Raw genomic sequence first — 14641 nt, forward strand, 5'->3', positions numbered from 1 at the left:
GCGACGGCGAACCGGATGTGACGGACGTGGACGATGATGGCGACGGACTTTCGGATGACCAGGATCAGAATCCGAAGCGTCGGGATACGACGGGCCCACTCATCAGTGCGTCGGATCAGACGGTCTTGGAGAAGACGCCATTTGAGATCGAGGTCAGCGTTAGCGATAATGACGATCCGAGCGCGAGGGTCACGGCAGTGACGGGCTTGCCAGCCGGTGTTAGCTACGATTCAGCAAGCGGTAAGATCAGCGGCTCGGCCGACCAAGAAATCTGGACGAGCGATGAGGACGAAAGTCATGCTTATCCTGTGACGATCGAGGCGATCGATGGCGCCGGCAATGCGACGACGAAGGAGATCACGATCCAAGTGCAACGGGATACGGATGGCGACGGCGAACCGGATGTGACGGACGTGGACGATGATGGCGACGGACTTTCGGATGACCAGGATCAGAATCCGAAGCGTCGGGATACGACGGGCCCACTCATCAGTGCGTCGGATCAGACGGTCTTTCCAAATCGTACCCGAGTTCATAAAAATGGTGCTAAAGTTTCTTCATCAAAATCAAAGGAGACTTTACCTAAAACGGGTGATTCTATTAATTACTTGCCTTATCTAGGAGTAGCCTTCCTTTTAATTCCCTTTACTTTCTTCGGACTTGAAAGAAGGAGAAGAAATAGTGGCAGGGACTAGAACATTATTGAGTTTCTGGAATTCAAATCTGAAAAACGAGTCAGCTACAAAAGTGGCTGACTCGCTTTTTCTTATCCGCAAAAGCTTAAAAGTAAAAATTTTTTGTAAAAAATTTAATACTATCTAGTAAAAATTCATATAATTTGGTAAAATCATTAGAAGGTTGAAATAGTTTTTAATAACTTACTGTTTTAACCATCGAATATTTTTTTACAAAGGAGTTTTTTTCATGGAGAGAGAAACAAAATTGCATTACAAGATGCGAAAAGTTAAGAAGCGATGGGTAACTGTGGCCATTGCTACAGCAGCCATTTCAATGACAATGTTGGGAGTAAGCACTGTAAATGCGGACTCGGCAGTAGCTAATGAGGCATTGTCAGCGGATCAAACTCTTGCGACTAGTCAAGCAGCAGTTGTGAAACCCCAAACTGTAGCAGAGCAGCAAGTAGTTCAGACTGCTCCGGCAGCTCAAGCTGATGTTGCGCAATCTGAAGTTGAAGAAAGTGCTGATCTTTCAGCAAACAAGGGTGCTGATCAAGCCAATGTCACAAACCAAGTGAGTCAAGCTCCTGTTGAAGAGAGACAGGTACAAACCACTCAAACGGCTGTGGCTCAACCAAGGGCTGCTAGACAAGTTAACCGCTTGGTGCAGACCAAGCCAACAACGCTCAAGACAGACGTTAACCAGTTGGTTACTGAAACACCTGAGCTAACGACTCCTCAGATTGATAATTTGAACTTATCTAAGTTAGTACAAACACCGTCAGCAAATGATTTCGCTGTCAATAATCAGGCTTACAGCAATCAGGCCAGCAGTTTTGAAACAGTTGATAATTATCTGACAGCTGATTCTTGGTATCGTCCTAAGGCTATCTTGAAAGATGGCCAAACGTGGGTGGCCAGTGGTGAAAATGATTTTCGCCCTATCCTGATGTCATGGTGGCCAGATGCAGCGACCAAGGCTGCCTATGTTAATTTCTGGGCTAAGGAAGGCCTGATTTCTGGCAGCTACACACAAAGTTCCCGTAACCTTGATAGTGCTGCCCAAACTATTCAGGCTGCTATTGAAAAGAGAATTTCTTCCGAAGGTAATACGACTTGGTTGCGCAATAAGATGAGTCAGTTTGTTCAATCGCAATCTCAGTGGAATATCAATTCGGAAAATCCGACAGCTTACCCTAATCAGGACCACTTCCAAGGGGGAGCCTTACTCTTTAGCAATAACGATGCAACGGCCCATGCTAACTCAGATTGGCGTTTGCTCAACCGCAATCCTACTCAGCAAAATGGTCGCGTTAATTACCATAAATCTTCTTATGGTGGCTATGAATTACTTTTAGCGAACGATGTTGATAACTCTAACCCAATCGTTCAAGCTGAACAACTCAACCATTTCCATTACCTCATGAACTGGGGCGAAATTGTTATGGGTGATAAAGAAGCTAACTTTGATGGCGTTCGGGTTGATGCAGTAGATAATGTCGATGCTGATCTCCTGCAGATTCAGCGCGATTACTACAAGGCAAAATACGGCATTGACCAAAATGAAAAGAATGCCATTGATCACTTGTCAATCTTAGAAGCTTGGTCTGGTAATGATAATGATTATGTCAGGGATCAGGATAATTTCTCCTTGTCTATTGATAATGACCAACGCAGTGCCATGTTGAGAGCTTTTGGTTATGCAACAGCCTACCGTAGCGATTTAAGCACTTTGGCGACAGCTGGCTTGAAAAATCGCAGCAAAACTAACAGCGGTGATCCTATTCCTAACTATGTTTTCATCCGTGCTCATGACTCCGAAGTTCAGACACGGATTGCCAGCATCATCCGGGAGCGTTTAGGGAAAGCGAATACCGATGGTCTGACTAATATCACCTTAGATGACTTGGAAAAGGCCTTCGCTATCTATAATAAAGATATGTACGCAACGGATAAGCAGTACTATATCAACAACCTTCCAATGGCCTATGCTTGGATGCTGCAGAATAAAGATACAGTGACCCGTGTTTACTACGGTGATATGTACACAGATGACGGCCAATACATGGCTACAAAGACCCCGTTCTACAATGCCATTGAAACCATGCTCAAGGCACGTATCAAGTATGTTGCTGGCGGTCAGACTGCCGCTTACAATCAGGATTGGAATGGTGGAGTCTTGACCTCAGTCCGTTATGGTAAGGGGGCCAACAGTGCTACTGACCGCGGAACTAGTGAGACACGTACATCTGGTATGGCTCTTTTGATTAATAACATGCCTAACTTCCAAGCTTACCGTGGTGTGACTCTCAATATGGGAGCTGCCCACACTAATCAAGCTTATCGTCCCCTCTTGCTTTCAACATCAACAGGTATTGCGACTTATTTGAATGACAGTGATGTTAAGAGCAGTCAGTACAAGTACACAGACAGTCAGGGACGACTGACCTTTAATGCCTCAGAGCTCCATGGTGTAGCTAATGCACAAGTTTCAGGGATGATTCAGGTTTGGGTACCAGTCGGTGCTGCTGACAATCAGGATGTTCGTATTGCTCCTAGCACTAGCCGTAACAAATCATCTGATATCTATACTCAGAGCGATGCCTTGGATTCCCAAGTGATCTATGAAGGCTTCTCCAACTTCCAAGCTTTTGCTAAGACACCTGAACAGTATACCAATGCGGTGATTGCTAAGAATGCAGACCTCTTTAAATCATGGGGCATTACCCAATTTGAAATGGCACCGCAGTATGTGTCATCAGAAGACGGTACCTTCCTGGATTCCGTTGTTTTAAATGGTTATGCTTTTAGCGATCGCTACGACTTGGCCATGAGTAAGAACAACAAGTATGGCTCCAAAGAAGATTTAGCCAATGCCATTAAGGGGTTGCACCAAGCTGGTATCAAGGTTCTTTCTGACTGGGTACCGGATCAGATGTATAATTTGCCAGGCAAAGAAGTCGTAACTGCAACTCGGGTTGACCAATATGGTAGACCTAAAGCTGGTGCGACGATCAACAAGACACCTTATGTAGTTAATACCAAGACTTATGGTGATTACCAAGAGCAGTATGGCGGTAAATTCTTAGATGAACTGCAAAAGCTCTACCCAAGTCTCTTTACGACCAAGCAAATTTCGACAGGAAAACCAATCGATGCTTCGGTTAAGATTACTAATTGGTCGGCTAAGTACTTCAATGGTTCTAATATCTTAGGGCGTGGGGCTAAATATGTGCTCGGTGACAGCAAGGGTTACTTCAATCTGACAGACAACAAGCTCTATTTACCAGCGGCTCTGCTTAGCAAGTCAACAAATCCGTCACAACCATCTCAACCATCTCAGCCCTCACAACCGTCAAGGCCATCCGAGCCTTCAAAGCCATCTGTTTCAGGTATTTCTCATGATGGTAAGGGCTATGTTTACTATAAGAATGGTGTACAGGCGAAATCTAGCTTTATCACTGAAAATAATAACCTGTATTACTTTGATCAAAAGGGATACATGGTTACAGGTATGCAAAAGATTAACGGTGCAACTTATTACTTTGGCAAAGATGGTAAGGCTCTGAAAGATGGCATCTATACTGATAATGCTGGTAAGAGCTATTACTTCAACAGTCAAGGAAAACGCCTTGAAAATGGCTACTATCCATTTGGCGATAAATGGCGTCATTTTGAAAATGGTGTCATGGCTGTAGGCCTAACTCAAGTCAAAGGTAAATCTAAGACTTACACCCAATACTATGATGCTCAAGGTTTCCAAGTCAAAGGGGAGTTGGTAACTGATAAAGATGGTAAGGTGAGATATTTCGATAAGCAGTATGGTAATATGGCTATTAATCAGTTTATCACCAATGCGCAAGGGAAAAAATCTTACTTTACTGGAGATGGTACGCGTTACGAAAATGGCTACTATCAATTTGGTAATAAATGGCGTCATTTCACTAATGGCATTATGGATGTCGGCTTGACTCAAGTCAAAGGTAAGTACAAGACTTACACCCAATTCTACGACTCTTACGGTTTCCAAGTTAAAGGCAGTTTTATTACCGACGATAATGGTAAGATAAGATATTTCGATAAAGAATATGGAAATATGGTTTCTAACGAGTTCGTCAAAAATTCAGATGGTGAAACGTTCTATCTTGATAAAAATGGTATTGCCGTAACTGGTTGGCAGGTAATCAATGGACAACGACTTTACTTTAATGCGAATGGTGTTTTAGTTCAAAGGTCAAAACAATCTCGTAATCAGAGATATGAGCGTCCTCGTTATCAAGATCGCCATTCCTTAAGCCGATACTTTTATCGCTATCCGCGTCACTCTGAAAGAAACCGCTACAGTTATGGTTTCAGAAACGATGGCTTCCATGGTATCCGTAATTTCTTCCGCTGGGATAGATTTTAATAGCTGGTATTAATAGATAAAAGTCGATTATATAAGCAGAAAAAATGCTTTAAAAGGCTAGATTGGTGCAAACCACTAGTCTTTTTTGATATAATATTTTTATGACATTACCTAAGGACTTTATTGGAAAATATCAAGCAATTTTAGGAGATAACAGTGATGATTTCTTAGCAAGTTTGCAGCATGAAGCTGTTCCTGCTTTTCGATTGAATCCCTTGAAAAAAGTGCAGCAGAGTTTTCCTGATGCGATTCCTCATACACCTTGGGGCCATTATGGGAAGATCTCGGGAAAATCTATTGCGCATGTTACTGGTTTGGTCTATTCGCAGGAACCCGCTGCCCAAATGGTAGGGCAGGTTGCCGCTCCGACCAAGGGGATGAAGGTTTTAGATTTGGCGGCTGCTCCTGGTGGTAAGACGACCCATCTGCTCAGCTATTTAGATAATACTGGTCTGCTTATTAGCAACGATATCTCTAAAAAACGCAGCAAGATTTTGGCAGAAAATGTTGAGCGCTTTGGTGCGCGCAATGTCGTGGTGACAAATGAGACCCCCCAGCGTTTAGCCAAGGTCTTTCAGGATTATTTTGACCTAATTGTCCTTGATGCTCCCTGCTCTGGCGAAGGAATGTTCCGTAAGGATGCAGATGCTATCCAATATTGGCATCAGGATTATCCTGCCCAATGTGCTGACTTGCAAAAAGAGATTCTAAGGGAAGCTATAACTATGTTAGCTCCTGCTGGCCGTCTCATTTATTCGACTTGTACTTGGGCCCCTGAGGAGAATGAAGACATTATTTCTTGGCTTTTAGAACAATATGCTGATTTAAGCCTGCTTCCGGTAGAAAAAATGAATGGGATGGTTGATGGCATTGATATGCCGGAAACCGCTCGAATGTATCCTCATCGTTTTAAGGGTGAAGGGCAGTTCATCGCTCATCTGCACGATAGGCGGCCTGCGCTCAAGAAGCCCCTAAAAGTCAAATCTCCTAGGAGCAATTTGACCCAGGAGCAGAAGCGCCTCTGGCAGGAGTTTGCGAACCGACTACTAAACATCGAGCTAACAGGTATACTGCAGACCTTCGGTGATGAGCTCTACTGTCTTCCTAAAGGCTTACCCGATTTGTCGGGCTTAAAGATAGCCCGCAATGGCCTCCATCTTGGAACCTTCAAAAAGAAGCGATTTGAGCCCTCCTTTGCGCTTGGTGTGGCTTTAACGAGTGACCAAGTGACCCAGACAGTATCGCTCGATGATCAACAATTCCGCACTTATGTTTCTGGTAATACTCTCACCTTAGATACCCCTGTGACCAATGGCTGGTATCAGATTTTAGCAGGTGGTAATGGTCTGGGATTTGCGAAAGTTGTCGGAAGCACTTTGAAGAATTCTTATCCAAAAGGATTGAGAGTTCAAGGGCGGATGTAACAGTTTTGTTACAATGAAAACTGGTATATCCAAAATAAAAGTAATGTGTTATCATTAGAAGTGGAGGTTTGATGCTTCCAATTATATATTACAATCGCTTGATTTTAGAACTAAATTGACAGGAATTGAAGATGAAAAAATGGAATAAAAAACGTTTACTTCTCCTTGCCATGATGGGGGCAGCTCTCTTTTGTCTGTCCGCTTGCGCTAGCTGGATTGATCGAGGGGAGAATATCACTTCCGTCGGGTCAACCGCCCTGCAGCCTTTGGTAGAAGGAGCAGCTGATAGCTTTTCTGAAAAGAATCAAGGTAAGATTATCAACGTTCAAGGTGGTGGTTCTGGAACGGGGCTGTCCCAAGTTCAGTCCGGTGCCGTCCAGATCGGTAACAGCGATGTCTTTGCTGAGGAAAAAAGTGGTATTGACGCCAGCAAATTGGTTGACCATCAGGTTGCTGTCGCAGGGATTGCCGTTATCGCGAATAAAGAGGTAGGAATGAAAAATCTAACACCGGAGCAGCTGCAAAAAATCTTTACCGGTGAATATACCAATTGGAAACAATTAGGTGGCAAGGACTTAGAAATTACTATTATCAATCGCGCAGCAGGTTCAGGAACACGCTCAACCTTTGACAGTGTTATTATGAAGGATAAAGATAGTAAACAAAGTCAGGAGCAGGATTCAAACGGTATGGTGCGTTCTATCGTGTCACAAACACCGGGGGCTATCTCGTATTTGGCTTTTGCCTATGTTGATGATAGCGTAGCAACAGTTAACCTTAATGGCCATGCCCCGACTGCCAAAAATGTTACTACTAACGACTGGCCTCTCTGGTCTTATGAACACATGTATACTAGGGGAAAAGCTACAGGCCTAACCAAGGAATTTTTGAAGTATATTCTCAGCGATGAGGTTCAAAATGGAGTGGTTAAGGATATGGGCTACATTTCCATCAATGACATGAAAGTCATCAAGGATGCAGATGGTAATGTGACTGCAAAATAAGAGGAGTTTTCATGAAAAAACAGGATTTGGCGACGCAATTAACTTCGCCATCGAAAAATTCACGGCTGGAAAAATTTGGTAAGACTATCACCTTTCTTTGCTTGATGCTGATTGCCTTCATTGTGGCCATGATTTTAGTTTTTGTTGCTCAAAAAGGTTTGTCTACCTTCTTTGTTGATGGTGTCAATATCTTTGATTTCCTATTTGGAAAAAATTGGAAGCCGTCAGTTAAAGATGCTCACGGTCAGTATATGATGGGGGCTCTACCGATGATTACAGGATCCTTCATCGTTACTATTTTATCAGCCTTGATCGCGACACCGTTTGCAATTGGAGCTGCTATCTTTATGACAGAGATCTCTCCTAAACGGGGAGCACGCCTACTTCAGCCTGCTATTGAACTTTTGACAGGGATTCCATCAGTAGTCTATGGTTTTATTGGTTTGCAAGTAGTCGTACCGGCTGTGCGGACCCTTTTTGGCGGCACGGGGTTTGGGATTCTTTCGGGAGTTTTTGTACTCTTCGTCATGATTCTGCCCACTGTTACCTTTATGACAACAGATAGTCTGCGTTCAGTTCCCCGCCACTACCGCGAAGCTAGTCTGGCTATGGGGGCAACACGCTGGCAAACGATTTGGCGTGTCATCCTGCATGCTGCTAAGCCAGGTATTTTCACAGCTGTTGTCTTTGGAATGGCGCGCGCTTTTGGTGAGGCGTTAGCTATCCAGATGGTTGTCGGAAATTCAGCCGTCATGCCAACTTCGTTGATTACTCCAGCGTCAACCTTAACGTCAGTTCTAACCATGGGGATTGGAAATACTGTTATGGGAACAGTTCAGAACAATGTTCTCTGGTCTTTGGCTTTGGTTCTGCTGATTATGAGTCTGGCCTTTAATATGCTGATGAGGTTCATTACTAGGGAGAAAAAGGTAAACTATGAACGCTAAACAATTTGATAAAATTATGACAGCAATCCTCTATACGATTGCTGGTATCATTGTTACCATACTGGCTGCTTTGATTCTCTACATTCTGCTCAGAGGACTGCCACATGTCAGCTGGCATTTCCTAACAGGAAAGTCTTCTTCATATGAAGCTGGTGGCGGTATCGGCATTCAGCTGTATAATTCTCTCTTTTTGCTGGTTATTACGCTGATTATTTCTATTCCTCTTTCTACAGGTGCTGGAATTTATCTGGCTGAGTATGCTAAGAAGGGACGCTTGACAGATTTTATCAGAACCTGTATTGAGATTTTGTCATCACTGCCATCGGTTGTTGTGGGGCTCTTTGGTTATCTGATTTTTGTTGTCCAGTTTCAATACGGTTTCTCCATTATCTCCGGTGCTCTGGCTCTAACTGTCTTTAACTTACCACAGATGACGCGGACAGTCGAGGATAGTTTGCGAAATGTCCATCATACCCAGCGTGAAGCAGGATTGGCATTGGGACTTTCTCGTTGGGAAACGGTGCTTCATGTGGTTATCCCCGAAGCAATTCCTAGTATTGTGACAGGTGTTGTACTAGCTTCTGGACGTATCTTTGGTGAAGCGGCAGCGCTTATCTATACAGCGGGGCAGTCAGCGCCTGCTCTAGACTGGGGAAACTGGAATCCTTTAAGTGTTACCAGTCCTATTTCCATTTTTAGGCAGTCGGAAACACTGGCTGTTCATATCTGGAAGGTCAACAGTGAAGGCACCATTCCTGATGCGACTATGGTGTCAGCTGGTAGTGCCGCAATCCTTCTAATTTTCATTTTAATCTTTAATTTATCTGCTCGCTATCTGGGCAAGAAATTACATGCTCGCTTGACATCAGCGAAATAAGGGAATATATATGGCAGAATATAATTGGAATGAGCGTCATATCATGACCTTTGAAGGCAAGGAATTGGCACTTGAGACCAAGGACTTGCATGTTTACTATGGCCAAAATGAGGCCATCAAGGGTATTGATATGCAGTTTGAAAAAAATAAAATTACGGCCTTTATTGGTCCATCCGGCTGCGGGAAATCAACTTTCTTGCGCAGTCTCAATCGTATGAATGATACTATTGATATTGCTAAGGTGACGGGTGAAATTTGGTATGAAGGGATTGACATCAATCGGCCCGAAATCAATGTTTATGCTATGCGTAAACATATCGGTATGGTTTTTCAACGTCCTAATCCCTTTGCTAAATCCATCTATAAAAATATCACCTTTGCTCACGAACGTGCTGGTGTGAAAGATAAACAGACCCTAGATGAGATCGTTGAAACATCGCTTAAACAGGCAGCTCTTTGGGATCAAGTCAAAGACGATTTGCATAAATCTGCCTTCACCTTGTCTGGTGGACAGCAGCAGCGTCTTTGCATCGCTCGGGCTATTTCGGTTAAGCCGGATATTCTCTTAATGGATGAACCTGCTTCAGCTCTTGATCCCATTGCTACCATGCAGCTGGAAGAAACAATGGCTGAACTCAAGAAGGATTATTCGATTATTATCGTTACTCATAATATGCAACAGGCTGCCCGTGTCAGCGACTATACAGCCTTCTTTTACTTAGGTGATTTGATTGAGTATGACAAGACGGCTAAGATTTTCCAAAATGCGCAGTGTCAATCAACCAGCGACTATGTCTCTGGCCGCTTCGGATAGAAAGGAATCTTATGACAGAACCTATTTTACAGGTCAAGGACCTGTCGGTCTACTATAATCAGAAGAAAGCCCTGAATAATATTACTATGGATTTCTTGCCTACTGAGATCACCACCCTGATTGGACCCTCTGGTTCAGGTAAATCAACTCTGCTGCGGGCCATCAATCGTATGGGGGATCTCAATCCCGAGGTGACCTTGACGGGAGCTATTACGTATAATGGCCACAATATTTACGGACCAAGAACTGATACGGTGGAACTGCGTAAGGAAATCGGCATGGTCTTTCAGCAGCCCAACCCTTTTCCAATGACTATTTACGAAAATGTTACCTATGGTCTTCGTATCAAAGGAGTCAAGGATAAGGCCGTTCTGGACGAGGCAGTAGAGACATCCTTGATTGGAGCTTCTATCTGGGATGAGGTTAAAGATCGTCTTCACGATTCAGCCTTGGGTCTGTCTGGCGGACAACAGCAGAGGGTTTGTATTGCCCGCGTATTGGCAACTAGTCCCAAAATTATTTTAATGGATGAGCCGACATCGGCCCTAGATCCAATTTCTTCAGGGAAGATTGAAGAAACGCTCTATGGTCTAAAAGATCAATATACTATGCTTATTGTGACCCGCTCCATGCAGCAGGCGTCGCGGATTTCTGATAGAACAGGTTTCTTCTTGGCCGGTGATTTAGTTGAATTCAATTCAACCAAGGAAATGTTCCTCAATCCTGCCCATGAAGAGACTGAAGATTATATCAGTGGTAAATTTGGCTAGGCTGGCTAGGCAATCATTATCGAATAGATAGGAAAGCGATTTTATGTTACGTACACAATTTGAAGAAGAATTAGATAAATTGCATAATCAGTTTTATGCAATGGGGACTGAGGTCAGTTCCCAAATCAGTAAAACCGTTCGCGCCTTCATCAGTCACGATCGTGAATTGGCGAAAGAGGTCATTGAGTCTGACGATGTTGTCAATAATTATGAAACCAAGCTGGAAAAAAAATCCTTGGAAATCATCGCCCTGCAGCAGCCAGTCTCAACAGATTTACGTTCAGTGATTACCGTGCTCAAGGCCTCCAGCGATGTTGAGCGCATGGGGGATCATGCTTCAGCTATTGCCAAGGCTACTATCCGCATGAAGGGTGAGGAGCGTATCCAAGAAGTTGAAGAGGCCATCAATAGGATGGGGCGTGCGGTTCGTGATATGGTAGAAGAAGCGTTAAATGTTTATATCAAAGCTGATGAAGCAGCAGCCTATGAAGTAGCTGCACATGATGAGCATATTGACGACCTTTTCGTTGAAACACAGAACCTAACCGTTGAAGCGATCCGCCAGAATCCAGATGCTGCTTTTGCGGCCAAGGAGTATTTCCAAGTTCTGATGTATTTGGAACGGATTGGGGACTATGCTCGTAACCTCTGTGAATGGGTTGTCTACCTTAAAACAGGAAAAATTGTCGAACTTTAGTAATGGATATGTTATAATTGGGGCTGGGACGCGAGTTCCAGCCCTTAATCTTGGTCTGTTCTTGCATAGTATGGCAGTGACAAAATGTAATAGAATCTTTAAAAGAATGAAGGAGTTTTATGAATTCTGTAGAGCACTTTATTGAAAAATTTGTACCCGAAAATTATAATATTTTCTTAGACATTAACCGTGAAGAAAAGACTTTTTCAGGTAATGTAGCTATCAGTGGTGAAGCACTTGATTATCAGGTATCTTTTCATCAAAAGGGTTTGAGTGTGAGCTCAGTCCTTTTGGATAATCAGGCTGTTGAATTTACCTTAGATGATGAGCATGAGGCTGTTCATCTCAATTTATCTGAGACAGGCAGTATGACTCTGGTGTTAGAATTCTCCGGCCAAATTACAGACAATATGACTGGTATCTATCCATCCTATTATACGGTTGATGGGGTTAAAAAAGAGATTATTGCAACCCAGTTTGAAAGCCATTTCGCCCGCGAAGCTTTTCCATCTATTGATGAACCCGAGGCTAAGGCCAGCTTTGATTTGGCTATCAAATTTGACCAAGCGGACGGTGAAATCGTACTGTCTAACATGCCAGAAACAAATGTTGAATTGCGTCAGGAAACGGGTGTTTGGACCTTTGATACAACACCGCGCATGTCTTCCTACCTCTTGGCGTTTGCCCTAGGAGACTTGCAGAGTAAGAAAGCAAGCACCAAAAATGGCACAGAGGTGGGGATTTTTGCAACTAAAGCTCACCAGTCTTCTTCGTTAGATTTTGCTCTAGATATTGCTGTACGTGTTATTGATTTTTATGAGGACTACTACGGTGTAGCTTACCCTCTTTCTCATTCTTACCATATTGCTCTGCCTGATTTTTCAGCAGGTGCTATGGAGAATTGGGGCTTGATAACCTACCGTGAAGTTTACCTAGTGGTTGATGACAATTCAACCGTCAGCAGTCGCCAACAGGTCGCTTTAGTCGTAGCGCATGAGCTAGCTCATCAATGGTTTGGTAATCTGGTCACCATGAAATGGTGGGATGATCTCTGGTTGAATGAATCCTTTGCCAATATGATGGAATACGTTTCGGTTGATGCTATCGAGCCAGATTGGAATATCTTTGAAGATTTCCAAACAACTGGCGTACCCTTGGCTCTCAAACGTGACGCTACCGATGGTGTCCAGTCTGTCCACGTTGATGTCAACCATCCTGATGAGATCAACACTCTTTTTGATCCGGCTATTGTTTACGCCAAGGGAAGTCGCCTCATGCATATGCTGCGACGCTGGTTGGGAGATGCAGCGTTTGCATCTGGTTTGAAAGCTTACTTTGAAAAGCATCAGTACGGCAATACTGTTGGGCGTGATCTTTGGAATGCTTTGTCAGCTGCCTCTGATAAAGATGTTGCTAGTTTTATGACTGCCTGGTTGGAGCAGCCTGGATATCCTCTCGTGACTGTTAAAGTTGTTGATGACACTTTGATTGTGAGTCAAAAACAATTCTTTATTGGGGAGCATGAAAAGCAGCAGCGCCTCTGGCAAATCCCCTTAAATAGCAACTGGTCAGGCTTGCCAGAAACACTTTCCCAAGAAAGTATTGAAATTCCTAACTATTCCAGTTTAGCTTCTCAAAATCAGGGTGCTCTGCGTTTGAATACCGGCAATACTGCCCACTATATCACTCACTATCAAGATGAATTGTGGGACGCTATCTTGGACGAGTTCGCAGCTTTAGATAAGACTTCTAAACTACAGGTCCTCCAAGAGCGCAGACTTCTGGCTGAGAGCGGAGAGATTTCTTATGCAGATTTAGTTCCTCTTTTGAACAAACTGCCTGAAGAAACCTCTTATATGGTGGCCGCAGCCGGTGAGCAAATTGTGTCCGGGCTGGACCGTTTTATTGACGAAGGAACACCAGCAGAACATTCCTTCAAACAGCTAATTGAGGAAGTTGCAGGACAAAATTTTGTTCGTCTTGGTTATGATAAAAAGCCAGGCGAAGCAGATGAAGATGAAATGGTCCGCCAATCGGCTATCCGTCTGATGCTTAAGGCAGATAATAACAGTGCCGTAGCGCATGCTCATGCTATATTCCAAGAATATAAAGAGAGATTAGAGGACTTGCCGGCTTCCATTCGTGCTTCTGTCTTGACTAATGAAATGAAATATGCTGAGACTCCAGCCTTGGTTGAGCAGTACTTGGCAGCTTACGTTGCTAGCAATGATGGTAACTTTAAACGTCAAATAGCTAATGCGCTCTCTTATACTAAGGATTCAGCGACTCTGACACATATCTTGACTCAGTGGAAGGATAAGGATGTCGTGAAGCCGCAAGATCTATCCACTTGGTATGCTTATTTCCTCATGCGCCCTTTCACTCAAATGATTGTCTGGAATTGGGCTAAGGATAATTGGGATTGGATAAAGGCCACATTAGGTGGAGATATGAGTTTTGATAAGTTTGTTATTTACCCTTCAAATAATTTTAAAACTCCAGAAGCTCTGACAGAATATAAGGCCTTCTTTGAACCGCAATTAAATGACAAGGCGATTGCACGCAATATCACAATGGGAATTAAAGAAATTTCAGCTCGTCTTGATCTGATTCAAAAGGATAAGGCAGCTGTTGAGACTGCAATTCAAGCAGCAGTTGATTAAATTGAGTAAGGCTAACCTTAGCTGGTACGTCCTCTAAGGAAGTCTTACTCTTTTTGATTTTATGCTCTTTGAATATACTATGCTGTCAAATCTTTTTACCCTATTGCCAACTCCGCACAACTAATTGTGTTCAAAAGATCTCCTGGCTTTTTGAAACTATCATTTGCATAATCGAGGATAAGAATTGCTAAACAGGTATATGAAAGTTTCTATAAAAAAGCTAAAAATATGAAGGCTGGGTGAGGTTAGCTACGACAAGCGCGGGGATTTATGGTAAGATATAGGGGTAAGTCTTGGCAGTGTAACTTTTCCTCCTACGCAGCCCTTCAATAATTCTAGGATTTATTAAAAGGGCGCTTG

9 protein-coding genes and 2 pseudogenes are annotated in these 14641 nt (G+C 43.4%); all 11 read left to right on the forward strand.

All coding sequences use genetic code 11. From position 1 onward, the window contains the following. Positions 1–695: putative Ig domain-containing protein (locus ACVR1G_RS05725; RefSeq protein ID WP_447452235.1), on the forward strand; the 695-nt coding region annotated here is incomplete at its 5' end. 229 nt (positions 696–924) lie between these two features. Next, a pseudogene (locus tag ACVR1G_RS05730) lies at positions 925–4569 on the forward strand (glycoside hydrolase family 70 protein); the annotation flags it as partial. A gap of 117 nt (positions 4570–4686) precedes the next feature. Beyond that, positions 4687–5085 (forward strand): annotated as a pseudogene (locus ACVR1G_RS05735) (hypothetical protein); the annotation flags it as partial. 101 nt (positions 5086–5186) lie between these two features. Further along, the gene (locus tag ACVR1G_RS05740) at positions 5187–6509 is read left to right on the forward strand and encodes an RsmF rRNA methyltransferase first C-terminal domain-containing protein (RefSeq protein ID WP_447452236.1); all 1323 of its coding nucleotides are present in this window, start codon (positions 5187–5189) and stop codon (positions 6507–6509) included. A 131-nt stretch (positions 6510–6640) separates the two neighbouring features. Further along, positions 6641–7513, forward strand: a complete 873-nt coding sequence (locus tag ACVR1G_RS05745; RefSeq protein WP_447452237.1) for a phosphate ABC transporter substrate-binding protein PstS family protein — start codon at positions 6641–6643, stop codon at positions 7511–7513. An 11-nt stretch (positions 7514–7524) separates the two neighbouring features. Then, entirely contained in the window at positions 7525–8460 is a 936-nt protein-coding gene (pstC, locus tag ACVR1G_RS05750; protein ID WP_447452238.1) for a phosphate ABC transporter permease subunit PstC, read from the forward strand. Then, entirely contained in the window at positions 8450–9337 is an 888-nt protein-coding gene (gene pstA, locus ACVR1G_RS05755; RefSeq protein WP_447452239.1) for a phosphate ABC transporter permease PstA, read from the forward strand. Before pstC ends, pstA begins: the two co-directional genes overlap by 11 nt. A gap of 10 nt (positions 9338–9347) precedes the next feature. Further along, positions 9348–10151, forward strand: coding sequence for a phosphate ABC transporter ATP-binding protein PstB (pstB, locus tag ACVR1G_RS05760; RefSeq protein ID WP_398601067.1), 804 nt, complete (start codon positions 9348–9350; stop codon positions 10149–10151). Between the two features lie 11 nt (positions 10152–10162). Then, entirely contained in the window at positions 10163–10921 is a 759-nt protein-coding gene (gene pstB / locus ACVR1G_RS05765) for a phosphate ABC transporter ATP-binding protein PstB (protein WP_447452240.1), read from the forward strand. A 43-nt stretch (positions 10922–10964) separates the two neighbouring features. Continuing rightward, the gene (phoU, locus tag ACVR1G_RS05770; RefSeq protein WP_447452241.1) at positions 10965–11618 is read left to right on the forward strand and encodes a phosphate signaling complex protein PhoU; all 654 of its coding nucleotides are present in this window, start codon (positions 10965–10967) and stop codon (positions 11616–11618) included. A 119-nt stretch (positions 11619–11737) separates the two neighbouring features. Further along, complete coding sequence (locus ACVR1G_RS05775; RefSeq protein WP_447452242.1) at positions 11738–14281, forward strand: M1 family metallopeptidase; 2544 nt, start codon at positions 11738–11740, stop codon at positions 14279–14281. Positions 14282–14641 lie beyond the last annotated feature (360 nt).

It is taken from the genome of Streptococcus dentasini, assembly GCF_053206945.1.

Coding starts and splice junctions, on each gene's coding strand:
- ACVR1G_RS05740 (WP_447452236.1), top strand. CDS start 5,187: ATGACATTACCTAAGGACTTTATTGGAAAATATCAAGCAATTTTAGGA.
- ACVR1G_RS05745 (WP_447452237.1), top strand. CDS start 6,641: ATGAAAAAATGGAATAAAAAACGTTTACTTCTCCTTGCCATGATGGGG.
- pstC (WP_447452238.1), top strand. CDS start 7,525: ATGAAAAAACAGGATTTGGCGACGCAATTAACTTCGCCATCGAAAAAT.
- pstA (WP_447452239.1), top strand. CDS start 8,450: ATGAACGCTAAACAATTTGATAAAATTATGACAGCAATCCTCTATACG.
- pstB (WP_398601067.1), top strand. CDS start 9,348: ATGGCAGAATATAATTGGAATGAGCGTCATATCATGACCTTTGAAGGC.
- pstB (WP_447452240.1), top strand. CDS start 10,163: ATGACAGAACCTATTTTACAGGTCAAGGACCTGTCGGTCTACTATAAT.
- phoU (WP_447452241.1), top strand. CDS start 10,965: ATGTTACGTACACAATTTGAAGAAGAATTAGATAAATTGCATAATCAG.
- ACVR1G_RS05775 (WP_447452242.1), top strand. CDS start 11,738: ATGAATTCTGTAGAGCACTTTATTGAAAAATTTGTACCCGAAAATTAT.